The sequence below is a fragment of the Pseudomonas persica genome (genome assembly GCF_900291015.1).
In the GTDB taxonomy this organism is placed as follows: domain Bacteria; phylum Pseudomonadota; class Gammaproteobacteria; order Pseudomonadales; family Pseudomonadaceae; genus Aquipseudomonas.
Map to the genome: position 1 here is coordinate 15,330 of NZ_OLKL01000022.1, position 24,202 is coordinate 39,531.

18 protein-coding genes, 4 tRNA genes and 1 pseudogene are annotated in these 24,202 nt (G+C 62.7%); 20 read left to right on the top strand and 3 right to left on the bottom strand.

The window, feature by feature from the left end:
• Positions 1-35: 35 nt before the first annotated feature.
• On the bottom strand, positions 36-1,346 hold the full coding sequence (locus tag FQ664_RS11410) for a C4-dicarboxylate transporter DctA (protein ID WP_003260726.1): 1,311 nt from the start codon (positions 1,344-1,346) through the stop codon (positions 36-38).
• Positions 1,347-1,717: 371 nt separating this feature from the next.
• Here FQ664_RS11410 and FQ664_RS28255 point away from each other — a divergent pair.
• The 3 genes and pseudogenes from FQ664_RS28255 to FQ664_RS11420 form a co-directional block, all read left to right on the top strand.
• Positions 1,718-2,119, top strand: a pseudogene (locus FQ664_RS28255) (PAS domain-containing protein); the annotation flags it as partial.
• A 255-nt stretch (positions 2,120-2,374) separates the two neighbouring features.
• The gene (locus FQ664_RS11415; protein ID WP_474707143.1) at positions 2,375-3,403 is read left to right on the top strand and encodes a methyl-accepting chemotaxis protein; all 1,029 of its coding nucleotides are present in this window, start codon (positions 2,375-2,377) and stop codon (positions 3,401-3,403) included.
• A 13-nt stretch (positions 3,404-3,416) separates the two neighbouring features.
• Positions 3,417-5,105 (top strand): putative bifunctional diguanylate cyclase/phosphodiesterase, encoded by a 1,689-nt coding sequence (locus tag FQ664_RS11420; RefSeq protein ID WP_144172016.1) that lies wholly within the window; start codon positions 3,417-3,419, stop codon positions 5,103-5,105.
• Positions 5,106-5,189: 84 nt separating this feature from the next.
• On the opposite strand, the gene FQ664_RS11425 is transcribed toward FQ664_RS11420, so the two are convergent.
• On the bottom strand, positions 5,190-6,938 hold the full coding sequence (locus FQ664_RS11425) for a sigma-54-dependent Fis family transcriptional regulator (RefSeq protein ID WP_144172017.1): 1,749 nt from the start codon (positions 6,936-6,938) through the stop codon (positions 5,190-5,192).
• A gap of 224 nt (positions 6,939-7,162) precedes the next feature.
• On the opposite strand from FQ664_RS11425, the gene FQ664_RS11430 reads away from it, so the two are divergent.
• From FQ664_RS11430 to FQ664_RS11455, 6 genes are read left to right on the top strand one after another with little or no spacing between them, the layout of a single operon-like run.
• Entirely contained in the window at positions 7,163-8,257 is a 1,095-nt protein-coding gene (locus FQ664_RS11430; protein ID WP_144172018.1) for an ABC transporter ATP-binding protein, read from the top strand.
• Positions 8,257-9,366: an ABC transporter ATP-binding protein gene (locus tag FQ664_RS11435; RefSeq protein WP_144172019.1), complete on the top strand. Its 1,110-nt coding sequence runs from the start codon at positions 8,257-8,259 to the stop codon at positions 9,364-9,366. The genes FQ664_RS11430 and FQ664_RS11435 overlap by 1 nt, the downstream gene beginning before the upstream one ends.
• Positions 9,363-10,226 carry a carbohydrate ABC transporter permease gene (locus FQ664_RS11440; protein WP_144172020.1) on the top strand — a complete coding sequence of 288 codons (864 nt, stop codon included), beginning with the start codon at positions 9,363-9,365 and terminating at the stop codon, positions 10,224-10,226. Before FQ664_RS11435 ends, FQ664_RS11440 begins: the two co-directional genes overlap by 4 nt.
• A gap of 3 nt (positions 10,227-10,229) precedes the next feature.
• The gene (locus tag FQ664_RS11445) at positions 10,230-11,030 is read left to right on the top strand and encodes a carbohydrate ABC transporter permease (protein ID WP_013971876.1); all 801 of its coding nucleotides are present in this window, start codon (positions 10,230-10,232) and stop codon (positions 11,028-11,030) included.
• 12 nt (positions 11,031-11,042) lie between these two features.
• Positions 11,043-11,315, top strand: a complete 273-nt coding sequence (locus FQ664_RS11450) for a DUF2160 domain-containing protein (RefSeq protein WP_144172021.1) — start codon at positions 11,043-11,045, stop codon at positions 11,313-11,315.
• A gap of 39 nt (positions 11,316-11,354) precedes the next feature.
• Complete coding sequence (locus FQ664_RS11455) at positions 11,355-13,094, top strand: ABC transporter substrate-binding protein (RefSeq protein WP_144172022.1); 1,740 nt, start codon at positions 11,355-11,357, stop codon at positions 13,092-13,094.
• Positions 13,095-13,279: 185 nt separating this feature from the next.
• On the opposite strand, the gene folD is transcribed toward FQ664_RS11455, so the two are convergent.
• Complete coding sequence (gene folD, locus FQ664_RS11460; protein WP_063914005.1) at positions 13,280-14,134, bottom strand: bifunctional methylenetetrahydrofolate dehydrogenase/methenyltetrahydrofolate cyclohydrolase FolD; 855 nt, start codon at positions 14,132-14,134, stop codon at positions 13,280-13,282.
• A gap of 271 nt (positions 14,135-14,405) precedes the next feature.
• Here folD and FQ664_RS11465 point away from each other — a divergent pair.
• The 11 genes from FQ664_RS11465 (at position 14,406) to FQ664_RS11515 (ending at position 24,151) form a co-directional block, all read left to right on the top strand.
• A tRNA-Arg gene (locus FQ664_RS11465) sits at positions 14,406-14,482 on the top strand.
• A gap of 41 nt (positions 14,483-14,523) precedes the next feature.
• Positions 14,524-14,599: transfer RNA gene (locus FQ664_RS11470), tRNA-His, on the top strand.
• A gap of 52 nt (positions 14,600-14,651) precedes the next feature.
• Positions 14,652-14,736, top strand: a tRNA-Leu gene (locus FQ664_RS11475).
• Between the two features lie 44 nt (positions 14,737-14,780).
• Positions 14,781-14,856: transfer RNA gene (locus tag FQ664_RS11480), tRNA-His, on the top strand.
• Between the two features lie 274 nt (positions 14,857-15,130).
• Positions 15,131-15,430 carry a DUF6388 family protein gene (locus FQ664_RS11485; RefSeq protein WP_144172023.1) on the top strand — a complete coding sequence of 100 codons (300 nt, stop codon included), beginning with the start codon at positions 15,131-15,133 and terminating at the stop codon, positions 15,428-15,430.
• 243 nt (positions 15,431-15,673) lie between these two features.
• Positions 15,674-16,987 carry a trigger factor gene (gene tig, locus FQ664_RS11490; RefSeq protein WP_144172024.1) on the top strand — a complete coding sequence of 438 codons (1,314 nt, stop codon included), beginning with the start codon at positions 15,674-15,676 and terminating at the stop codon, positions 16,985-16,987.
• Positions 16,988-17,078: 91 nt separating this feature from the next.
• Positions 17,079-17,720, top strand: a complete 642-nt coding sequence (gene clpP, locus FQ664_RS11495; RefSeq protein WP_003250240.1) for an ATP-dependent Clp endopeptidase proteolytic subunit ClpP — start codon at positions 17,079-17,081, stop codon at positions 17,718-17,720.
• A gap of 108 nt (positions 17,721-17,828) precedes the next feature.
• Positions 17,829-19,112 carry an ATP-dependent Clp protease ATP-binding subunit ClpX gene (gene clpX, locus FQ664_RS11500; RefSeq protein WP_025338419.1) on the top strand — a complete coding sequence of 428 codons (1,284 nt, stop codon included), beginning with the start codon at positions 17,829-17,831 and terminating at the stop codon, positions 19,110-19,112.
• A 162-nt stretch (positions 19,113-19,274) separates the two neighbouring features.
• Positions 19,275-21,671 carry an endopeptidase La gene (gene lon / locus FQ664_RS11505; RefSeq protein WP_144172025.1) on the top strand — a complete coding sequence of 799 codons (2,397 nt, stop codon included), beginning with the start codon at positions 19,275-19,277 and terminating at the stop codon, positions 21,669-21,671.
• A gap of 152 nt (positions 21,672-21,823) precedes the next feature.
• A complete protein-coding gene (locus tag FQ664_RS11510) occupies positions 21,824-22,096 on the top strand; it encodes an HU family DNA-binding protein (protein ID WP_003259401.1) in 273 nt (90 codons plus the stop codon).
• Positions 22,097-22,279: 183 nt separating this feature from the next.
• Positions 22,280-24,151: a SurA N-terminal domain-containing protein gene (locus FQ664_RS11515; RefSeq protein WP_144172026.1), complete on the top strand. Its 1,872-nt coding sequence runs from the start codon at positions 22,280-22,282 to the stop codon at positions 24,149-24,151.
• Positions 24,152-24,202 lie beyond the last annotated feature (51 nt).

Sequence of the window (24,202 nt, forward strand, 5' to 3'; positions counted from 1 at the left end):
CTGGAAGGGCCGGCATCAGTGCCGGCCACGTTCGCTCAGAATTCCTGTTGATGGGGGTTGGGCTGCTTGCGTGGCGTGGGGGCGAAGCCGGGCTTGCCGTCGAGCACGTTGTGCGCACGCTCCAGGTCGATGTCCTTCTCCCAGCGGGCGATGGCCACGGTGGCCACGCAGTTGCCGATCAGGTTGGTCAGCGCCCGGCCGATGCCCATGAACCAGTCCACCGCCAATACCAGCACCAGGCCGACCACCGGGATCGCCGGTACGGCGGTCAGGGTAGCGGCGAGGATCACCAGCGCCGAGCCTGGGATGCCGTGAGCGCCCTTGGAAGTCACCAGCGACACCAGCAGGATGGTCAGCAGGTCGGTCATTGCCAGTGGCGTGCCGGTGGCGTTGGCAATGAACACGATGGCCAGGGTCAGGTAGATGGAGAAACCATCGAGGTTGAACGAATAGCCGGTGGGGATCACCAGGCCGACGGTGGAACTGCCGATGCCCAGGTGCTCCAGCTTGCGCATGATCTGTGGCAGCACGGCGTCGGACGAGGCGGTGCCCAGCACGATGGTCAGCTCTTCACGCAGGTACTTGATCAGCGGCAGCAGCTTCAGGCCCGACAGGCGCATGACCGTACCCAGCACGATCAGTACGAAGCCGGCGCAGGTCAGGTAGAACAGCGCCACCAGCCCGCCCAGGTGTTGCAGCGATTCCAGGCCGTACTTGCTGGTGGTAAAGGCGATGGCGCCGAACACGCCGATGGGGGCCAGGCGCACGATCATGCCCATGATGCGGAAAATCACGTGGCTCAGTTCGTTGATCAGCCGCGAGATGCCGGCTGCGGAGTCACCCACCAGGTTCAGTGCGCTGCCGAACAGTACCGAGAACAGCAGCACCTGGAGAATGTTGTTGTCGGCGAAGGCGCCGATTACCGAGGTGGGGATCAGGTCCATGAAGAACGCCGTGGCGCCATGGATGTGCTGGCCGCGCTCGGCCAGGCTGCTGGCGTCGGCGCTGGACAGTTGGTCCAGGTGGATGTTGGCGCCGCTGCCGATGCCGCTGGTGAAGGCGAATACCAGGCCGATCACCAGCGCCAGGGTGGTCAGCACTTCGAAGTAGATCACCGACTTCAGGCCGATGCGCCCGACCTTTTTCAGGTCGCCGGCGCCCGAGATGCCGCTGACCACCACGCAGAACACGATCAGGCCGATGAGCATCTTGATCAGCTTGATGAAGCCATCGCCAAGGGGTTTGAGTTGCAGGGAAAGGTCGGGGAAGCTGAGACCGCAGGCGATGCCGAGGGCAAGGCCGAGCACGACTTGCAGGAAGATCGAACGCGAGCACCATTTGAGCATGGGAGGGATCTCTGATCGGTGTCCTTGCTTCGGTAGCCGCACGGGGCGAAAGAGCGCAGGACTTAATTATTGTGGTCTTACCGGTTTGTTCAGCGCCAAGCCATGAAAGCGCGGAAAATCCGACATTGCAAGGTTTTTTGGCCTTACCGGTCTGACCAGTTGTGGGGCAATCCGGCCGCCCGGGCTCTAGTTCGGTGCATGCGGCTGGATCGGCCGTTCGTAGGCGAACCGCCGCTGCCACAGGGACTGCGCACAAGAATCAGAACAGGCTTTGGCCAGTGCCTGGGGGAGCGCTGCAATCAGCTTGCCAAACGCCAAGCCGACTTCGATTTTTCGATAACGCCATGATTCATAAGGTTTATTTGCATTATATGGCTGACCTCGTAGAATCCGCGCCCGACCGGGAAGTCACTAAAGGGGCGATTGCAGGGTATTCACCCAGCAATCGCCCACAAGCAGGCTCCTGGCGTTTAAACGAATGGAGTCTCATAGTGCGTCTCAACCTTCCGGTCACCCCGGTCGAGCAACGTTTCCCACCTGATCAACGGCTGATTTCCGCTACCGACACCGCCAGCCTGATCACCTACTGCAACCCCGAGTTCGCCGCCATCAGCGGCTACAGCGAGGCCGAACTGATCGGCAGCCCGCACAATCTGGTGCGCCACCCGGACATGCCGCCGGCGGTGTACGAGTTGATGTGGCGCTACCTGAAGGCCGGCAGGAGCTGGATGGGCATCGTCAAGAACCGCTGCCGTAACGGTGACTACTACTGGGTCAATGCCTATGTCACGCCCATCCTCGAAGCCGGGCGGGTGGTTGGCTATGAGTCGGTGCGGGTCTGCCCCACGCTTGAGCAGGTGGCCCGCGCCGAAGCCCTGTATGCGCGCCTGCGCAATGGCCAGGCTGTGTTGTCGTGGCCACATCGATTGACGTTGCTGGCACAGGCCCTGGTCTTGCCGCTGGCGAGCGGGTTGCTGGCGCTGGGCGCCAACCTGCTGTGGCCAGGCCTGGTGGGGCAGGGGCTGACCGTGGGGCTGTTCGTGGCCTATGGCCTGTGGGCGCGCGATGCCGTCGGGCGGCAGATGCAGCAGGTTGTGCGGGGCGCCGCCAGCACATTCGCCGACCCGATCGCGGCCTTGACCTACAGCGACCTGCCCGGTACCGCCGGGCAACTGCAACTGATGCTGATCAGTGAGGAGGCGCGGCTGAAAACCGCGCTGACCCGGTTGAGTGACCTCGCGGCGCAAATGGCCGTGGCCGCCTATGATGCCGGGCAGTTGTCACGCAGTACCGAGGCGGCCTTGCTGGAGCAGCGTGTGGAAACCGACCTCAGCGCCACCGCCATGAACCAGATGGCAGCGTCCATCGGCGAAGTGGCCAGGCATGTCCAGCTAACCGCCGCCGAGGCCCATACCGCGCATCTGCTGGCCGAGCAGGGTCGCCAGGTGGCCGATGCCAGTGGCGCGGCGATTCGCACCCTGGCCGGTACCGTGGCCCAGATCAACCAGGCGGTCAGCCACCTGGCTGGTCAGACCGGTGCTATCGCCGAGGCCACCGGGATGATCCGCGGCATTGCCGAGCAGACCAACCTTTTGGCCCTCAACGCGGCCATCGAGGCGGCCCGCGCGGGCGAGCAGGGCCGCGGCTTTGCCGTGGTCGCCGACGAAGTGCGGGCACTGGCCGACAAGACCCGGCAGTCGACCTTGCACATCCAGGCCATCATCGATGCCCTGCGCAGTGGTGCCGAGGAAGCCGTGGCGATCGCCAGCCAGGGCATCGACGGCGCCGAACAGGGCGTTGCCCAGGTGCAGGAAGCCCGGCAGGCGCTGCATGGCATTCGTGACGCGGTGCAGCGCATCAGCGACATGAGCCAGCAGATGGCCACGGCCTCGCAGCAGCAGTCGGCAGTGGCCGCAGACGTTTCCCGGCAGATCAACGGCGTGGCCGGCATTGCCCAGCACAGCGCCCACAGCGCCAACGCTGCCGCTTCGCGCGGCGCCGAACTGGAAGAGGTGTGCGCCGGATTGCGCGCCCTTGTGGAGCGCTTCAACCGCTAAGGCAGGATGCTTTATGGATGATATCTATCGTGCGGCCGTGGACGCGGCCGCGATTTTTTCCGAAACCGACCTGCGTGGGACCATCACCTACGTCAACCAGCAGTTCTGCAGCATTTCGGGCTACAGCCGCGAGGAGCTGCTGGGCGCCAACCATCGCATCCTCAACTCCGGCCTGCACGAGCCGGAGTTTTTCGTCGGCATGTGGCGGGCGCTGGCCGCCGGCCGGGTATGGAAGGGCGAGATCTGCAACCGCGCCAAGGACGGCTCGCTGTACTGGGTCGACAGCACCATGGTGCCGCTGGTCGATCCGCTTACCGGCCTGGTGCGCAAGTACGTGTCGATCCGTTTCGACGTCACCGAAAAGCGCCAGTTGCTGCATACTTTGCAATGGCGGGTGGGTCACGACGTGCTCACCGGCCTGCCCAATCGCGCCTACTTGTCCGACCTGCTGAACCAGGCCCTGGCCTACTCGCGCCGTGAAGACATTCCGCTGGCGGTGTGCATGCTCGACCTGGATGGCTTCAAGGCGGTCAACGACGGCTACGGGCATGCCATGGGCGACCTGCTGCTGGTCGAGGTGGCGCAGCGGCTGAAGCACATCCTGCGCGATGGCGACGCGGTGGCCCGGCTCTCGGGAGACGAATTCGTGCTGATCCTGCGCGACGTCGACGAAGACCGCCAGGTGCATGCGGCGCTGCGCCGGGTGCTGCGGGCACTGGCGGCGCCCTACGTGGTGCGCGAACACCGTCTGTCGCTTAGCGCCAGTATCGGCGTGACCCTGTACCCGCAGGACGACGAAGACGCCGACACCCTGGTGCGCCATGCCGACCAGGCCATGTACGTGGCCAAGCAGCGTGGGCGCAACCGCTATCACCTGTTCGACGTGTCCCAGGAACAGGAGCTCAAGGCTACCCACCAGACCGTGGCGCGGGTGCGCCGGGCCCTGCGCAACGGTGAGCTGTGCCTGTATTACCAGCCCAAGGTCAACCTGCGCAGCGGCCAGGTGCTGGGTTTCGAGGGCTTGTTGCGCTGGCAGCGGCCAGGCCGTGGTCTGGTGCCGCCTGGTGATTTCCTGCCCTGGGTGGAGCAGACCGACCTGATCGTGGAAATTGGTGAGTGGGTGCTCGACCAGGCGCTGAACCAGCTGCAGGTGTGGCAGCGTCAGGGGCGGCCCTGGTCACTGAGCGTGAACATCGCCGCGCGGCATTTGCAGCGCAGTGACTTTGCCGAACGCCTGCAGCTGTTGCTGGCGGCGCACCCGGAGGTGGACCCGGCGCGGCTGGACCTGGAAATCGTCGAGTCGGTGGCCATCGACAACCTGCAGCATGTCAGCCGCTGCCTCGATGCCTGCCGCGCGCTGGGTGTGCGTTTCTCCCTGGACGACTTCGGCACCGGCTATTCGTCGCTGAGCTACCTGAAGCGCTTGCCGACCCAGACGATCAAGATCGACCAGTCGTTCGTGCGCGACATCCTGCATGACCAGGACGACCTGGCGCTGACCCGGGCGGTGATCGGCCTGGCGCGGGCGTTTGGCCGCGAGGTGATTGCCGAAGGGCTGGAGAGCGTCGAGCACGGCCGGGTGCTGATGGGCCTGGGCTGCGAGCTGGCGCAGGGTTACTGCATCGCCCGGCCTATGCCGGCCAGTGCGGTGGAAGCCTGGGCGCAGGCCTACCGGCAACCGGCGCAATGGCGCGACCCTTGATAGCGGTCCCACAGGTGCGCGAATGGCTTGTGAGCTCGGTTCTTTGCGTTGTCGCGCAGCTGAGGCCAGTACCGCCCAGGGCGATCATCGTTCACGCAGTCGCTTGTACAGCGTGGTGCGGCTGATCCCAAGCTCGCGCGCCACCGCCGAAAGGTTGCCGTTGGCTTGCTCCACCAGCGCGTGCAGGTCGGCCTCTTCGGGCGCGACCGGCACGGGCACTTGCGACTCGGCGAGAAATCCCGCAGGCAAGTGTTCCAGGCCGACAGGGCCATTACCCGCCAAGGTCAGCGCCACCTGCAGCACACTCACCAGTTCGCGCACATTACCTGGCCAAGGGTGCTGATCGAAAAGCTCGATAATGGCCGCAGGCAGCCGTGCAGGTTGCCCGGCTTCGCGGTAGCGCGCATGCACCTGCTCGATCAGTTGCCGGCGGTCACTGCGCTCGCGCAGCGGCGGCAACACCAGCGCCAGCCCGGCGATGCGGTAATACAGGTCCTGGCGAAAGCGCCCGGCACGCACCTCTTCAGCCAGGTCACGGTTGCTCGCCGACACCACGCGGATATCCACCGCCACCGGTTCGCCGCTGCCCAATGGCTGGATACTGCGCGACTGCAGCACGCGCAGCAGACGGGCCTGGGTGGGCAACGGCATGTCGCCGATTTCATCGAGGAACAGGATGCCGTGATGGGCCTTGCGGATCAGCCCCGGGTTGCCCTTGTGGTGGGCGCCGGTGAACGCGCCCTTGTCGTAGCCGAACAGCTCCGACTCCACCAGCTCGGCCGGGATCGCCGCGCAGTTGACCGCGACCAGCGGCTGGCTGGCGCGGCTGCTGGCTCGGTGCAGGGTGTCGACGAATACCTCCTTGCCGACGCCGGTTTCACCTTGCACCAGCACCGGGATGTCCTTTTCCAGCAGCAGGCCGGCCTGTGCCAGGGCCTTCTCCAGGCGTGGCTCAGCGCTGTTGGCGGCGCGGCGGCTGGAAGCCTCGCGTGGCGGCTGCCACTGGCAATGAAAGCGGTTGCGCCCGGTGGCTTGCAGGGCGAAGGGCTGTTGCCGGGGATGGCTGAGCAGCTGTTGCAGGGGCAACTGGAACAGTTGCTCGATATTCTGCCGCAGCGGATTGCCGCCGAGCAGGCTGTCGGCCCGGTGATTGGCGGCCAGCACCTGCCCGTGCTCATCGAACACCAGCAGGCCGGCCCATGGGCTGTCGAGGTTGTCGGAGGCGCTGTTGAAGATCAGCTGCGCGTGCTGGTCGGCATGCTCGGCAAGGATCAGGCGGTTCTCCAGGCTCTGGCTCATCATGCGCACCAGGCCTAGCGTCTGGCTGGCGGGCAGATAGCCGTCGCTGGCGACGTCGAGCACCCCGACCAGCTGCCGCGCAGCGTCGAACAGTGGCGCGGCGGCGCTGGACATATAGCGGTTCTGGCGCAGGAAGTGCTCGTCCTGGCCCACGTGGATCGCCTCGGCGCAGACCAGCGCGGTGCCAAGGGCATTGGTGCCGACACCGCGCTCGTGCCAGTGGGCACCGGCGCTGAAGCCATGCTGCTGGCGCGGCTCGATGAAACGCCGCGAGCCCCAGCTGTCGAGCAGGCAGCCGCTGGCATCGGCCAGCATCACCAGGTAGCTGGCATTGCCCAGCAGGTGCGCATGTTGCGGCAGCACCACTTCACCGGTCAGGCGCAGCAGGGCCTGGCGCCGCTCCAGCAGGGCGCTCAGTTCGGCACGGGTCAGGCAGTCGAAGTCCGGGGCGTGCTGGGGTTGCAGGCCGTGGTCGCGGCAGCGGGCCCAGGAGGCCTGGATCACTTGGGCATGCGTCGAAGCGGTTGCGGCCATGGGTCTGTCCTGTGTGATTGTTGTCATGGGGCCGACCGCTGTTCAGTGTTGTGCACGGTTGTTCAATGTCAAACCGGCAAGTGTTCAGTTGTTCAGTGCTTGTGTTCACTGGTGAACCTGCGCTTGGCCGGGGCTTCCTGCCAGGCCCCGGACCAGACAGTCGCGGTGCAACTGGCACGAAACTGGCTGTGCCCGGCAGACAATAACCACAAGAAGGCCACGCCATGACCCTGGTGCTGGAACAGGTCAGTCGCAGCGTCGACAACCAGGCCTGGATCGTCGATGCCTCACTGCGTTTCGAGCCGGGCTCGTTCAACGTACTGCTGGGCCGCACCCTGGCCGGCAAGACCAGCCTGATGCGCCTGATGGCCGGGCTCGATCGCCCGGACCGGGGGCGGGTGCTGATGGATGGCCAGGACGTGACTGGCGTACCGGTGCGCCAGCGCAATGTGTCGATGGTGTATCAGCAGTTCATCAATTACCCGACCCTCAGCGTTTACGAGAATATTGCGTCGCCGCTGCGCCAGGCACGCATGGCCGAGCCCCAGATTCGCCGGCGGGTGCAGGAAACCGCCGAGATGCTGCGCATCGAAGCCTACCTGCAGCGCCTGCCGCTGGAGCTGTCCGGTGGCCAGCAGCAACGCACGGCGATGGCTCGGGCGCTGGTCAAGGATGCCTCACTGATCCTGTTCGACGAGCCACTGGTCAACCTCGACTACAAGCTGCGCGAGGGCCTGCGCCAGGAACTGCGCGAACTGTTCGCGAAGCGCCACTGCATTGCCGTGTATGCCACCACCGAGCCCAACGAGGCACTGGCACTGGGCGGCACCACCACCCTCGTGCATGAGGGCCGTATCGTCCAGAGCGGGCCCACCGCCGAGGTCTACCAGCGCCCGGGCAGTGTGCTGGCTGCCGAGCTGTTTTCCGAACCACCGATCAACCTGGTACCTGGCCGTATCAGCGGCAACGACGTGAGCCTGGCCCAGGCCGTGCACTTTGCCCGCAATGCCGACTTGCAGCCGCTTGCCGAGGGTGACTACCGCTTTGGCGTACGGCCCAGCCACATCAGCCTGGTGCCGGCCCACGACGATGACCTGGAATTGTCGGTAATGGTGGAGCTCGCCGAGATCAGTGGTTCAGAGACCTTCCTGCATGTGCGCAACGAACACTGGCGCATGATCCTGCACCTGCCCGGGGTGCACGAATACCAGGTGGATACGCCGATCCGCGTGTTCATCCCCACCCACAAGCTGTTCGTGTTCGACAGCACCGGGGCGCTGGTGCAGGCCCCGGGGCTGCGCCAGGCAAGGAGAGGGTGATGGCCGAAATCCGCCTGCGCCAACTGGCGCACAGCTACAGCCGCCAGCCTGCCAGTGAGGCGGACTATGCCCTGCAGGCGCTGGAGCATGTGTGGGAGCAGGGCGGTGCCTACGCCTTGCTCGGGCCGTCGGGCTGCGGCAAGTCGACCTTGCTCAACATCATTTCCGGGCTGCTGACACCATCCCATGGCGAGGTGCTGTTCGACGGCAAGCCGGTCAACCAGCTGTCACCACAGGCGCGCAACATCGCCCAGGTGTTCCAGTTCCCGGTGGTGTACGACACCATGACGGTGTTCGACAACCTGGCGTTTCCCTTGCGCAACCAGGGGCTGGACGAAGCCCGGGTGCTGGCCCGGGTGGAGGAAATTGCCGAGGTGCTCGACCTGTCGGCAGTGCTGCGCAAGAAGGCGCGCAACCTCAGTGCCGACGAAAAGCAGAAGGTCTCCATGGGGCGTGGCCTGGTGCGCGATGATGTGTCGGCGATCCTGTTCGACGAGCCGCTGACGGTGATCGACCCGCACCTGAAGTGGAAGCTGCGGCGCAAGCTCAAGCAGATCCATGAGCAGTTCAACATCACCATGATCTACGTCACCCACGACCAGCTGGAGGCCTCGACGTTCGCCGACAAGATCGCGGTGATGCACGGCGGGCGCATTGTCCAGTTCGGTACCCCGCGCGAACTGTTCGAGCGGCCGCGGCATACCTTCGTCGGTTACTTCATCGGTAGCCCGGGGATGAACCTGATCGAGGTGCGCGCTGAAGCGCACGGGGTGGTGTTCGGCGATATTCACCTGGTGCTGCCCGGGTATCTGCGAGAGCACCTGCGCGAGCGTCTGGCGGCGACAGGCGGTGGTCGCCTGCAGGTGGGCATCCGCCCGGAATTCGTGCAGCTGTGGGACAGCCCGCTCGATGACGCCTACCCGGCACGGGTACTGGACGTCGAGGACCTGGGCACCTACCGCATCGTCACCCTCGAACTGGGCGGTGTCGCGCTCAAGGCGCGCCTGGGCGAGGACCGCCCGCTGCCGGTGGGCCAGGCCTGGGTCAGCCTGCCGGCGCAGTGGTTAATGCTGTACCTCGACGATGTGCTGCTGGAGGCCGGGCCATGAACAAGGTGCCGAACAACAAGGCCTGGTGGCTGGTGCTGCCGGTGTTCCTGCTGGTGGCATTCAGTGCGGTGGTGCCGATGATGACGGTGGTCAATTACTCGGTGCAGGACATTTTCGACCAGTCCAACCGCTACTTCGTCGGCGCCGACTGGTACCGCCAGGTGCTGCGCGACCCGGCGCTGCACGATGCGCTGCTGCGCCAGTTCATCTATTCCGCCTGCGTGCTGCTGATCGAGATTCCGCTGGGCATCGCCATTGCCCTGACCATGCCGACCAAGGGGCGCATAGCCTCGGTGTGCCTGATCGTCATGGCCATCCCCTTGCTGATTCCGTGGAACGTGGTCGGCACCATCTGGCAAATTTTCGGCCGTGCCGACATCGGCCTGCTCGGCGCCACCCTGGCCAAGCTCGGGGTCAGCTACAACTACGCCGGCGACCCGTTCGACGCTTGGCTGACCGTGCTGGTGATGGATGTGTGGCACTGGACGTCACTGGTGGCGCTGCTCTGTTATTCGGGGCTGCGCGCCATCCCCGATGTGTACTACCAGGCCGCGCGCATCGACCGCGCCTCGGGCTGGGCGGTGTTCCGCCATATCCAGTTGCCCAAGCTGAAGAACGTGCTGCTGATTGCGGTGATGCTGCGCTTCATGGACAGCTTCATGATCTACACCGAGCCTTTCGTGCTGACCGGTGGCGGGCCCGGCAACGCCACCACCTTCCTCAGCCAGACCCTCACGCGCATGGCCGTGGGGCAGTTCGACCTGGGCCCGGCGGCGGCGTTCTCGCTGGTGTACTTCCTGATCATTTTGCTGGTGTCGTGGCTGTTCTACACAGCCATGACCCACGCCGACAAGGACTAGGCCATGAGCACGCGCAAATCGCTGGCCCTGCTGTTGTACTTCTTCTTCCTGCTGGTGCCGATCTACTGGCTGCTGAACATGTCGTTCAAGAGCAATACCGAGATCCTCGGCGGCCTGACCCTGTGGCCACAGGCATTTACCCTCGACAACTACCGGGTGATCTTCACCGATGCCAGCTGGTACAGCGGCTACATCAATTCGCTGTACTACGTGTGCCTGAACACGCTGATTTCGCTGCTGGTGGCGCTGCCCGCGGCGTATGCCTTCTCGCGCTACCGCTTTCTCGGTGACCGGCACCTGTTCTTCTGGCTGCTGACCAACCGCATGGCGCCACCGGCGGTGTTCCTGCTGCCGTTCTTCCAGCTGTATTCATCGATCGGCCTGTTCGATACCCATATTGCCGTGGCCCTGGCCCACTGCCTGTTCAACGTACCGCTGGCGGTGTGGATCCTCGAAGGGTTCATGTCCGGTGTGCCGAAGGAAATCGACGAAACGGCTTACATCGACGGTTACAGCTTCCCGCGCTTCTTCGTGAAGATCTTCATTCCGCTGATTGGCTCCGGCATCGGCGTGACGGCATTTTTCTGTTTCATGTTCTCCTGGGTCGAGCTGCTGCTGGCGCGCACCCTGACCTCGGTGAATGCCAAGCCGATCGCCGCGGTGATGACCCGTACCGTATCGGCCTCGGGCATCGATTGGGGCGTGCTGGCGGCGGCGGGGGTACTGACCATCTTGCCGGGCATGCTGGTGATCTGGTTCGTGCGCAACCATGTGGCCAAGGGCTTCGCCCTGGGCCGGGTGTGAGGAGGGCAAGGCATGGAGTGGATGGCCTGGACCTTGCCGACGGCGCTGTTCTTCGCCGCCGTTGGCGTGCTGCTGCTGGGCATGACCCTGCTGGAATTGCGTCGCCCCTGCGTGGAACGACGCGGCTTCTTGCCACTGGTCACCAGCCGTGGCGACCGCTTGTTCATCGGCCTGCTGGCCAGCGCCTACCTGCATTTGCTGGTGGTTGGCGTCAGCGAGTGGCCATTGTCGGTGGCCTCGCTGCTGTCGCTGGCGTGGCTGGTGGTGGTGTTGCGCTGGGGCTGAGCGAGCGGCCCTGTGGGATAACTGAAACGGGAGATCACAATGTTCGACAACAAGTACAACAGGCGACATTTGACCCTGGCCGCGTTGCTGGTACTGGCCAGTGTGCAGGGCACCGCCTGGGCCGACCAGTACGAGGACGCGGCAAAGAAGTGGCTCGGCAGTGAGTTCAAGCCTTCGACCCTTACCCCTGAACAGCAGCTGGCCGAGTTGAAGTGGTTCATCAAGGCTGCCGAGCCGTTCCGTGGCATGAAGATCAACGTGGTGTCGGAAACCATCACCACCCATGAATACGAGTCCAAGGTGCTGGCCAAGGCCTTCAGCGAGATCACCGGTATCCAGCTGACCCACGACTTGCTACAGGAAGGCGACGTGGTGGAAAAGCTGCAGACACAGATGCAGTCGGACAAGAACATCTATGACGGCTGGGTCAACGACTCCGACCTGATCGGTACGCACTTTCGCTACGGCAAGGTGGAGTCGATCACCGACCTGATGGCCAATGAAGGCAAGGACTACACCTCACCGACCCTGGACCTGAAGGACTTCATCGGCATTTCCTTCACCACCGCGCCGGATGGCAAGGTCTACCAACTGCCTGATCAGCAGTTCGCCAACCTCTACTGGTTCCGTGCCGACTGGTTCGAGCGACCCGAGCTGAAGGCCAGGTTCAAGGAAAAGTACGGCTATGAGCTGGGCGTGCCGGTGAATTGGTCGGCCTACGAGGACATTGCCAAATTCTTCACCGAAGACGTCAAGGAGATCGACGGCAAGCGCGTCTATGGCCACATGGACTACGGCAAGAAAGACCCATCGCTGGGCTGGCGTTTCACCGACGCCTGGTTCTCCATGGCTGGCGGCGGCGACAAAGGCCTGCCCAATGGTTTGCCGGTGGACGAATGGGGCATCCGTGTGGAGGACTGCCACCCGGTGGGCTCCAGCGTGACCCGAGGCGGCGACACCAACGGCCCGGCCGCCGTCTATGCCACGCAGAAGTACGTCGACTGGATGCGTGCCTATGCACCCAAGGAAGCCCAGGGCATGACCTTCTCCGAAGCCGGCCCGGTGCCGGCCCAGGGCAACATTGCCCAGCAGATCTTCTGGTACACCGCGTTTACCGCCGACATGACCAAGCCGGGTTTGCCAGTGGTTAATGCCGACGGCACGCCGAAGTGGCGCATGGCGCCTTCGCCGAAGGGGCCGTACTGGGAGGAGGGAATGAAGCTGGGCTACCAGGACACCGGCTCGTGGACCTTCTTCAAGTCCACCCCCGAGAAGCAACGCCTGGCGGCCTGGCTGTACGCCCAGTTCGTCACCTCCAAGACCGTGTCGCTGAAAAAGACCATCGTCGGCCTTACGCCGATTCGTGAGTCGGACATCAACTCCCAGGCCATGACCGAGCTGGCGCCCAAGCTGGGCGGGCTGGTGGAGTTCTACCGCAGCCCGGCGCGGGTACAGTGGACGCCGACCGGTACCAACGTGCCGGACTACCCGCGGTTGGCGCAGTTGTGGTGGAGCCACATCGCCGAAGTGGCCAGTGGCGAGAAGACCCCACAGGAAGCGCTGGACGGCCTGGCCCGCGACCAGGACCGGATGATGGAGCGCTTGCAACGGTCCAACGCCCAGGCCACCTGCGCACCGAAGCTGAACCCGGAGAAGGACGCCCAGTACTGGTTCGACCAACCCGGGGCGCCGAAACCGAAACTGGCCAACGAAAAGCCCAGGGGCGAGACGGTCAGCTACAGCGAACTGCTGAAGTCGTGGGAGGCGGCCAGGAAGTGATCGGCTGAGCACCGCGCTGGCTTCTTCGCGGGTAAACCCGCTCCCACAGAGCGATCGCCATCTTCCGGGGCGGCGTGCATCCTGTGGGAGCGGGTTCACCCGCGAAGAGGCCGGGTCAGCCATCGACAAGATTCAGGTAAAAAAAACGGCACCTGCCAGAGGTGCCGTTTTCATGTCACGCGGTATTACTTGTGCAGCTCTTCCGCCGCATACAGCGTGTTTTCCAACAGGCATGCCCGGGTCATCGGCCCGACGCCGCCCGGCACCGGCGTGATCCAGCCGGCGCGCGGCAGGGCGGTCTCGTAGACCACGTCGCCGACCAGCTTGCCGTCTTCCTGACGGTTGATGCCCACGTCGATGACGATGGCACCTTCCTTGATCCACTCACCCTTGACCAGGCCTGGCTTGCCTGCGGCTACTACCACCAGGTCGGCGCGGCCGACGTGGCCGGCGAGGTCCTTGGTGAAGCGGTGGCAGACGGTCACGGTGCAGCCGGCCAGCAGCAGCTCCATGGCCATCGGGCGGCCAACGATGTTGGAGGCACCGACGATGACCGCGTTCATGCCGTACAGGTCCTGGCCGGTGCTTTCCAGCAGGGTCATGATGCCCTTCGGTGTGCACGGGCGCAGCAGCGGAATGCGCTGGGCCAGGCGGCCGATGTTGTAAGGGTGGAAGCCGTCCACGTCCTTGTCCGGGCGGATGCGCTCGAGCAGCAGCGAGGCGTCCAGGTGCGCCGGCAGCGGCAGTTGCAGCAGGATACCGTCGACGGCCGGATCGTCATTGAGGCGATCGATCAGCTCGGTCAGGGCCTGCTGCGAGGTTTCGCTGGGCAGGTCGAACGCCTGCGAAATGAAGCCGACCTCTTCGCAGTCCTTGCGCTTGTGCGAGACATAGACTTGGGAGGCGGGGTCGGTACCGACCAGGATCACTGCCAGGCCCGGCGTACGTAGGCCCTGCTGGCGACGCTCCACGACACGTTGAGCGATCTGCTGGCGCAGGCTGGCGGCGATCGCCTTGCCATCGATTAGGTGTGCAGTCATAGACGCGTGATTAACCATCGAGAAGGAAACAATTAAAGAGGGCGCATTCTCGCACGACACGGGCCAAGGGCAAAGGCGGGTGGTCGGGCAAATCCCCTAAGCCCTTAAATAATTTAAATTTTTTTGAGAAAGGTGTTGACGACTATCAGGCTCGCCTATAAGATTCGCCGCACTTGTCGGGCACAGCCTAGCACTGGTTGGCGAAGTCGGGCAGAATGAGTGGTTTGGCAGTTATCTGTTAACATCTCGTTCGGTTAGGCTTCAAGCTTAAGCGCCCGTAGCTCAGCTGGATAGAGCATCCGCCTTCTAAGCGGATGGTCGCAGGTTCGAGTCCTGCCGGGTGCGCCATTAGGCAGCTTTGGCAAGCAAGTAGGTTGTAATGCAATATGGTGGGCGTAGCTCAGTTGGTAGAGCGCTGGATTGTGATTCCAGTTGTCGTGGGTTCGATTCCCATCGTCCACCCCATATTCTTCAAAGGCGCCTCGATAGCATCTGGCGCCTTTGTTTTAAGCGTTACGCGGACGTGGTGAAATTGGTAGACACACTGGATTTAGGTTCCAGCGGCGCAAGCTGTAAGAGTTCGAGTCTCTTCGTCCGCACCATGCTTCTGTAGGGTTGTACCGCAACATCGCAAGACCGCAATATGGTGGGCGTAGCTCAGTTGGTAGAGCGCTGGATTGTGATTCCAGTTGTCGTGGGTTCGATTCCCATCGTCCACCCCATATTCTTGAAAGGCGCCTTGGTCGTGAGATCGGGCGCCTTTTTGTTTTTGGGGTTGTGTGGCTGCGGTGCGCATGCCTTGAGTGCTCTGCGCCTGGGAGATCGAGCGCCGCCCGCGCGGCGCTCGATTTCACAGCCGCTGAAAATGTCGTGGCTACCACCTGCCCGTCAAATCGTGCCCGTCGCCTTGCAATCCTCTGGTGACACCCCAATAAAAGCTGTTAGATTTCAGCTGGTTGAAACACTGGCCCATTTGGCCGGCAGAGGAACCGCCCGATGATCGCAAAAGAATCCCGTCAGGCCCTGGCGCTACAGCGCTTTGCCGAGGCCAGCCCGCAGCTGCTCGAAGAGATCCGCGAGCTGGATGCGCGCGAGCAGGCCCAGCAGATCGAATGGGCGTTCGAGGATGCGGCCGAGGAGCAGGGTATCCAGCCTTGGGAGCTGGCCCTGCAACTGATCGCCGAAACCCCGGAGCAGCTGCAGGCCATGCGCCTGGAGACGCACCGCGAGGTAGCCGAGGCGCTGGGGATGGCGTGGGAGGAGTACTGCCAGTTCAACGAGATCGACCCTGAATAAAGGAAGCGAGTTCGTGGCAGTTGTTTGACAAGGTATTTCGGCTGCAGGTCGCCCCGGGCGTCCTGCGGCCCCCATTGAAGCAGGCCCGGCGCTATGTCGTGCGGGCCTTGAAAGTTAATCGACCGGCGTGGTTTCCCGTCGTCCCGAGTGGGGTGACTTCTGCTGCGCGACTCACTAGAATGCTTGCCCTTGATTCTGGAGTCGGGCTAACGCCGGCTAACGTCTGTGCAACGAGGAATATCCATGCAAGTTTCTGTTGAAAACACTTCCGCTCTTGAGCGCCGCATGACCATCGCCGTTCCGGCCGAGCGCGTCGAGAACGAAGTCAACAAGCGTCTGCAGCAGACTGCCAAGCGCGCCAAGGTTGCCGGCTTCCGCCCAGGCAAAGTGCCGATGAGCGTGATCCGTCAGCGCTTCGAGGCCGATGCCCGTCAAGAGGCTTTCGGTGACCTGGTCCAGGCTTCCTTCTACGAAGCCATCGTCGAGCAGAAGCTGAACCCGGCTGGCGCCCCTGCGGTAGAGCCCAAGTCCTTCGAAAAGGGCAAGGACCTGGAATTCGTCGCCATCTTCGAAGTGTTCCCGGAGTTCACCGTTGGCGGTCTCGAGTCGATCAACGTCGAGCGCCTGAGCGCCGAAGTGGCTGACGCCGACCTGGACAACATGCTGGAAGTGCTGCGCAAGCAGAACACCCGCTTCGAGGCTGTCGAGCGTGCTGCGCAGAACGACGACCAGGTCAACATCGACTTCGTCGGCAAGGTCGACGGTGAAGTGTTCGCCGGTGGTTCGGCCAAGGGCACCCAGCTGGTACTGGGCTCCGGCCGCATGATCCCGGGCTTCGAAGACGGCCTGGTTGGCGCCAAGGCTGGCGAAGAGCGCGTTGTCAACGTGACCTTCCCAGAGGACTACCAGAACCTGGACCTGGCTGGCAAAGCCGCCGAGTTCACCATCACCGTCAACAGCGTTGCCGCTCCTGTGCTGCCAGAGCTGAACGAAGAGTTCTTCGCCCAGTTCGGTATCAAGGAATCGACTCTGGAAGGCTTCCGCGCCGAGGTTCGCAAGAACATGGAGCGTGAACTGCGCCAGGCCATCAAGGCCAAGGTGAAGAACCAGGTCATGGACGGTCTGCTGGCCGCCAACCCGATCGAAGTGCCGAAAGCCCTGCTGGAAAACGAAGTCAACCGTCTGCGCGTGCAGGCTGTTCAGCAGTTCGGTGGCAACATCAAGCCTGAGCAACTGCCGGCCGAACTGTTCGAAGAACAAGCCAAGCGCCGTGTGGTCCTGGGTCTGATCGTGGCCGAAGTGGTCAAGCAGTTCGAACTGAAGCCGGACGAAGGCAAGGTTCGCGAAATGATCGAAGAAATGGCTTCGGCTTACCAGGAGCCCGAGCAGGTCATCGGCTGGTACTACAAGAACGACCAGCAACTGAACGAAGTCCGTTCGGTTGTGCTGGAAGAACAAGTTGTAGATACTGTTCTGCAGAAAGCGACTGTGACCGACAAGTCGGTCTCGTACGAAGATGCCGTTAAACCAGCACAGGCTCCAGCCGCCGCTGAGTAACAGGCTTCTCTCGTAGGAAACCCCCACAAGCCAGCCTTCGAGCTGGCTTGTGCGTATTCAAGCCATGACTATTTGGGAGTGAGCGCAGGACATGTCCCGCAATTCTTATATTCAGCAGAGTTCTGACATCCAGGCCGCAGGCGGCCTGGTCCCGATGGTTATCGAGCAGTCCGCCCGTGGCGAACGTGCTTACGACATCTACTCGCGCCTGTTGAAGGAGCGTGTGATCTTCCTGGTTGGCCCGGTAGAGGACTACATGGCCAACCTCGTCGTGGCGCAACTGCTGTTCCTTGAAGCGGAAAACCCGGACAAGGATATCCATCTGTACATCAACTCGCCGGGCGGTTCCGTCACCGCCGGCATGTCGATCTACGACACCATGCAGTTCATCAAGCCGGACGTCTCGACCATCTGCATCGGCCAAGCCTGCAGCATGGGCGCCTTCCTGCTGGCTGCAGGTGCCAAGGGCAAGCGTCACTGCCTGCCGAACTCGCGCGTGATGATCCACCAGCCACTGGGCGGCTTCCAGGGTCAGGCCACCGATATCGAGATTCACGCCCAGGAAATCCTCAATATCAAGGCTCGTCTGAACGAACTGTTGGCCTACCACACCGGTCAGGAGCTCGAGACCATCAAGCGCGACACCGAACGTGACAACTTCATGAGCGCCTCGCGCGCGGCCGAGTACGGCCTGATCGACTCGGTCTACGACAAGCGGCAACTGGCCTCCTGAACCGGGGTGCCAGAGCAGGCGGGCGCGGAAAGCGCCTACCTGCGGACTTGAAAAAGCCCGCAATTGCCTTCATCTTGTGTTGCAAGCCTACCGGATTGGATCGATCGAATGACTGACACCCGTAACGGCGAGGACAGCGGCAAATTGCTTTATTGCTCCTTCTGCGGCAAAAGCCAGCACGAAGTGCGCAAACTGATTGCCGGGCCCTCGGTATTTATCTGCGACGAGTGCGTCGACCTGTGCAATGACATCATCCGTGAGGAGGTGCAGGAAGCCCAGGCCGAGAGCAGCGCGCACAAATTACCTTCGCCGAAAGAAATCAGCGGTATCCTGGACCAGTACGTCATTGGTCAGGAACGCGCGAAGAAGGTGCTTGCCGTAGCGGTGTACAACCACTACAAGCGCCTGAACCAGCGTGACAAGAAGGGTGACGAAGTCGAACTCGGCAAGAGCAACATCCTGCTCATCGGGCCGACCGGCTCGGGCAAGACCCTGCTCGCCGAAACCCTTGCACGCCTGTTGAACGTACCGTTCACCATTGCTGACGCCACCACCCTGACCGAAGCCGGTTACGTGGGTGAGGATGTCGAGAACATCATCCAGAAGCTGTTGCAGAAGTGCGACTACGACGTGGAAAAGGCCCAGATGGGCATCGTCTACATCGACGAGATCGACAAGATCTCGCGCAAGTCGGACAACCCGTCCATCACCCGTGATGTCTCGGGCGAGGGCGTGCAGCAGGCACTGCTGAAGCTGATCGAAGGCACCGTGGCCTCGGTTCCGCCGCAAGGCGGCCGCAAGCACCCGCAACAGGAATTCCTGCAGGTCGATACCCGCAACATCCTGTTCATCTGCGGTGGCGCCTTCTCGGGCCTGGAAAAGGTCATCCAGAACCGCTCCACCAAGGGGGGCATCGGTTTTGGCGCCGAAGTACGCAGCAAGGAAGAGGGCAAGAAGGTTGGCGAGTCCCTGCGTGAGGTCGAGCCGGACGATCTGGTCAAGTTTGGCCTGATCCCGGAATTCGTCGGCCGGCTGCCGGTACTGGCAACCCTCGACGAGCTGGACGAGGCTGCGCTGATGCAGATCCTCACCGAGCCGAAGAATGCCCTGACCAAGCAGTATGCCAAGCTGTTCGAAATGGAAAGCGTCGACCTCGAGTTCCGCAGCGATGCGCTCAAGGCCGTAGCGCGCAAGGCCCTGGAGCGCAAGACCGGCGCCCGTGGCCTGCGTTCGATCCTCGAAGGCGTGCTGCTCGACACCATGTACGAGATTCCTTCGAAGAAGGATGTCAGCAAGGTGGTGATCGACGAGAGCGTCATCGATGGCACCTCGCAGCCGCTGATGATCTACGAGAACAGCGAGCCGCAAGCCAAGGCCGCGCCGGACGCCTGATCCAGGCCATGGCCGGTTACGGTTGCAAGCAAGAAGGGGCCTACGGGCCCCTTTCTGCTTTTCCTGCGCTAGCGCTTGTAATTTCCCAAGCGTGCCCCCACATTAGGTCCAAGCATCATTTCCACCGGTTTCCGGCCATAAGGCCGCTGTAGAGGCGAAATCATGAAGACCACCCTCGACTTGCCTCTTTTGCCATTGCGCGATGTCGTTGTTTACCCGCACATGGTCATCCCGCTGTTCGTGGGGCGCGAAAAGTCCATCGAAGCCCTTGAGGCGGCGATGACGGGCGAAAAGCAGATCCTCCTGCTGGCCCAGAAAAACCCGGCCGACGATGACCCGGGCGAGGACGCCCTGTACCGCGTCGGTACCGTTGCCACCGTGCTGCAATTGCTGAAACTGCCCGATGGCACCGTCAAGGTGCTGGTCGAGGGCGAGCAGCGCGGCGCTGTCGAGCGTTTCAGCGAAGTAGAAGGGCACATCCGTGCCGAAGTTTCCCTGATCGACGAAGTCGAAGCCGCCGAGCGCGAGTCGGAAGTGTTCGTGCGCACGCTGCTGTCGCAGTTCGAGCAGTACGTGCAGTTGGGCAAGAAGGTCCCTGCCGAAGTGCTGTCTTCGCTAAACAGCATCGAAGAGCCAGGGCGCCTGGTCGATACCATGGCCGCACACATGGCCCTGAAGATCGAGCAGAAACAGGAAATTCTCGAAATCGTCGACCTGCCGGCCCGTGTCGAGCACGTACTGGCGCTGCTGGATGCCGAAATCGACCTGCTGCAGGTCGAAAAGCGCATTCGCGGTCGGGTCAAGAAGCAGATGGAGCGCAGCCAGCGCGAGTACTACCTGAATGAGCAGATGAAGGCCATTCAGAAAGAACTCGGCGATGGCGACGAAGGCCATAACGAAGTCGAAGAGCTGAAAAAGCGCATCGAAGCCGCTGGCCTACCCAAGGACGCGCTGGCCAAGGCCCAGGCCGAGCTGAACAAGCTCAAGCAGATGTCGCCGATGTCGGCCGAGGCCACCGTGGTCCGTTCCTACCTCGACTGGCTGGTGCAGGTGCCGTGGAAGGCCCAGAGCAAGGTGCGGCTGGACCTGGCCAAGGCCGAGGAAATCCTCGATGCCGACCACTATGGCCTGGAAGAGGTCAAGGAACGCATCCTCGAGTACCTTGCCGTGCAAAAGCGCGTCAAGAAAATCCGCGGCCCGGTACTGTGCCTGGTCGGCCCGCCCGGCGTCGGCAAGACCTCGCTGGCCGAGTCGATCGCCGCTGCCACCAACCGCAAGTTCGTGCGCATGGCCCTGGGTGGCGTGCGTGACGAGGCCGAGATCCGTGGTCACCGCCGTACCTACATCGGTTCCATGCCCGGCCGCCTGATCCAGAAGATGACCAAGGTGGGGGTGCGCAACCCGCTGTTCCTGCTGGACGAAATCGACAAGATGGGCAGCGACATGCGGGGTGACCCGGCCTCGGCACTGCTCGAAGTGCTCGACCCGGAGCAGAACCACAACTTCAACGATCACTACCTGGAGGTCGACTACGACCTCTCGGACGTGATGTTCCTGTGCACCTCGAACTCGATGAACATCCCGCCGGCGCTGCTCGACCGGATGGAAGTCATCCGCCTGCCGGGCTACACCGAGGACGAGAAGATCAACATCGCGGTCAAGTACCTGGTGCCCAAGCAGGTCAAGGCCAACGGTTTGAAGAAGGACGAGCTGGAAGTCGACGTCTCGGCGATCCGCGACATCATCCGCTTCTACACCCGCGAAGCCGGTGTGCGTGGCCTGGAGCGGCAAATCGCCAAGGTCTGCCGCAAGGTGGTCAAGGAGCATACCGGGCAGAAGCAGGTCAAGGTCAAGGTGGCCAGCGAGCAGTTGGAGCACCTGCTGGGCGTGCGCAAGTTCCGCTACGGCCTGGCCGAGCAGCAGGACCAGATCGGCCAGGTTACCGGCCTGGCCTGGACCCAGGTGGGCGGCGAACTGCTGACCATCGAAGCCGTGGTCATCCCCGGCAAGGGCCAGCTGATCAAGACCGGCTCGCTGGGCGATGTCATGGTCGAGTCGATCACCGCCGCGCAGACCGTGGTGCGCAGCCGTGCCCGCAGCCTGGGGATTGCCGCCGACTTCCATGAGAAGCACGACGTGCATATCCACATGCCTGAAGGCGCCACGCCAAAGGACGGCCCAAGTGCCGGTATCGGCATGTGCACCGCGCTGGTATCGGCGCTGACGCAGATTCCGGTGCGTGCCGACGTGGCCATGACCGGCGAAATCACCCTGCGTGGCCAGGTGTTGGCCATTGGCGGGTTGAAGGAAAAACTGCTGGCGGCACACCGTGGCGGGATCAAGACGGTGATCATTCCCGAGGAGAATGTTCGCGATCTGAAGGAGATTCCGGAAAATATCAAACAGGATCTGCAGATCAAACCGGTCAAATGGATTGACGAAGTCCTGCAAATTGCGCTGCAATACGCCCCGGAGCCCTTGCCAGATGTGGCTCCGGAGATTGTCGCGAAAGATGAAAAGCGCGACGGCGATGCTAAGGAAAGAATCAGCACGCACTAGTAGTTTTTGGCTGGGGGGCTTTCCTTGACAGTTTTTTCGGGGCCTTGCTATAAAGCGGCACGCTATTGTCATCAGGCCACCCAGCGCACGTTTCATAAGCTTTTCATTACATACTTAGAAACAAACTCAATTGAGAAATAAGGGGACTTAGAGTGAACAAGTCGGAACTGATTGACGCTATCGCCGCATCTGCTGACATCCCGAAAGCTGTAGCCGGCCGTGCGCTGGACGCAGTCATCGAATCCGTCACCGGCGCCCTGAAGCAAGGTGACGATGTGGTACTGGTCGGCTTCGGTACCTTCTCGGTCAAGGAGCGTGCAGAGCGCACCGGCCGCAACCCGCAAACCGGTAACGCGATCAAGATCGCTGCCGCCAAGGTTCCAGGCTTCAAGGCTGGCAAAGGCCTGAAAGACGCCGTCAACTAAGTCGTCTCTTTCAGCCGGACCCGGCCTGGCCAGGTCCGAGCACGGTGATGGCGGGGCGCAAACGTTCCCGCCTGACACGTTTGCTAAGAAAAGGCGCATCCTCGGATGCGCCTTTCTTTTATCAGGTTTCTACCCACGCTCCGCGGTTGTCGACGCAGTGGTACAGCCGTTTCTGGGGGACGCATGCTGCAAAATATCAGGGACAATTCACAAGGTTGGATTGCCAAGACCATCATCGGCCTTATCGTCGTGTTGATGGCGTTGACCGGCTTTGAAGCCATTTTCCAGGCCGCCACCCATAGCCAGGACGCCGCCAAGGTGAACGGCCAGACCATCAGCCAGAACGAGCTGAGCCAGGCGGCCGACATGCAGCGCCGTCAGCTGATGCAACAGTTGGGCAAGGATTTCGACCCGGCGCTGCTGGATGACAAATTGCTGCGCGAAGAGGCGCTGAAGGGCCTGATCAGCCGCAAGCTGCTGCTGCAAGGTGCCGAAGATGCCAAGTTCGCCTTCTCCGAGGCTGCACTGGATCAGGTGATCCTGCAGACGCCGGAATTCCAGGTGGATGGCAAGTTCAGTGCCGACCGTTTCGACCAGGTCATTCGCCAGATGGGCTATGGCCGCATGCAGTTCCGCGACATGCTCGCCGAGGAAATGCTCATTGGCCAGCTGCGCACCGGCCTGGCCGGCAGCAGCTTCGTCACCGACCCGCAGGTCGATGCCTTTGCCCGCCTTGAGAAACAGACCCGAGACTTCGCTTCCCTGACTTTCAAGGCCGACCCGGCCGCGGTCCAGGTCAGCGATGAAGAGGTCAAGGCGCACTACGAGCAGCATGCCAAGGAGTTCATGTCGCCAGACCAGGTGGTGATCGACTACATCGAGCTGAAGAAGTCGGTGTTCTTCGACCAGGTCAAGGTGACCGACGAAGAGCTCAAGGCTCAGTACGAGAAGGAAATCGCCAACCTCGCCGAGCAGCGCCATGCCGCGCACATCCTCATCGAGGTCAACGGCAAGGTCACCGACGCCCAGGCCAAGGCCCGCGCCGAAGAGATCGAGCAGCGCCTGGCCAAGGGTGAAGACTTCGCCGCGCTGGCCAAGGAGTTCTCCCAGGATCCGGGTTCGGCCAAAAGCGGTGGTGACCTTGGCTTCGCCGGCCCGGGCGTTTACGACCCGGCGTTCGAGGATGCGTTGTACAAGTTGCAGGATGGCCAGGTCTCGGCGCCGGTGCGCACCGAGTTCGGCTACCACCTGATCAAGCTGCTGGGTGTGCAGGCGCCGGAAGTGCCGAGCTTCGCCAGCCTGAAGGACAAGCTGACCCGTGACCTGAAGATCCCGCTGGTCGAGCAGCGTTACGTTGACGCCAGCAAGCAGCTGCAGGATGCCGCCTACGAGGCTTCCGACCTGGCCCAGCCGGCCCAGGACCTGAACCTGAAGGTGCAAACCTCCGTAGCCTTCGGCCGCGAGGGTGGTGAAGGCATCACAGCCAACCGTTCGGTAGTGCAGGCCGCATTCTCCGAAGAAGTGCTGGAGGGGGGGGCCAACAGCACCGCCATCGAGCTCGACCCGGAAACCACCGTGGTACTGCGCGTCAAGGAGCACCGCAAGCCAGAACAACTGCCGCTGGAAGCCGTGGCCAAGAACATCAGCGAACACCTGGCCAAAGAGAAGGCAACTGCCGAGCTCAAGGCCAAGGCGGACAAGCTGATTGCCGGTCTGCGCGACGGTTCCATCGCAGCAGGCAGCGTGCACGAAGGGCAGGGCTGGCAGGCCTATGAAGCAGTCACCCGTGGTGAGGACGGTATCGACCCGGCCGAGCTGCAGGCGCTGTTCCGTCTGGGCAAGCCGCAAGCCAAGGACAAGCCGGTATATGGTAGCGTGGTGCTGCGCGACGGTAGCCTCGTGGTACTGCAGCTCAAGGGTGTCAACGAAGGCGCTACTGCCACCGACGAAGAGAAGCAGCAGATCCGCCGCTACCTCGCGTCGCGTGCTGGCCAGCAGGACTTCGCGGCGTACCGCAAGCAGCTGGAAGCCAATGCGGACATCACCCGTTACTAAGGTGATTGCCGCATGAGAAACAGGCCGCTTTGAGCGGCCTGTTTCGTTTTT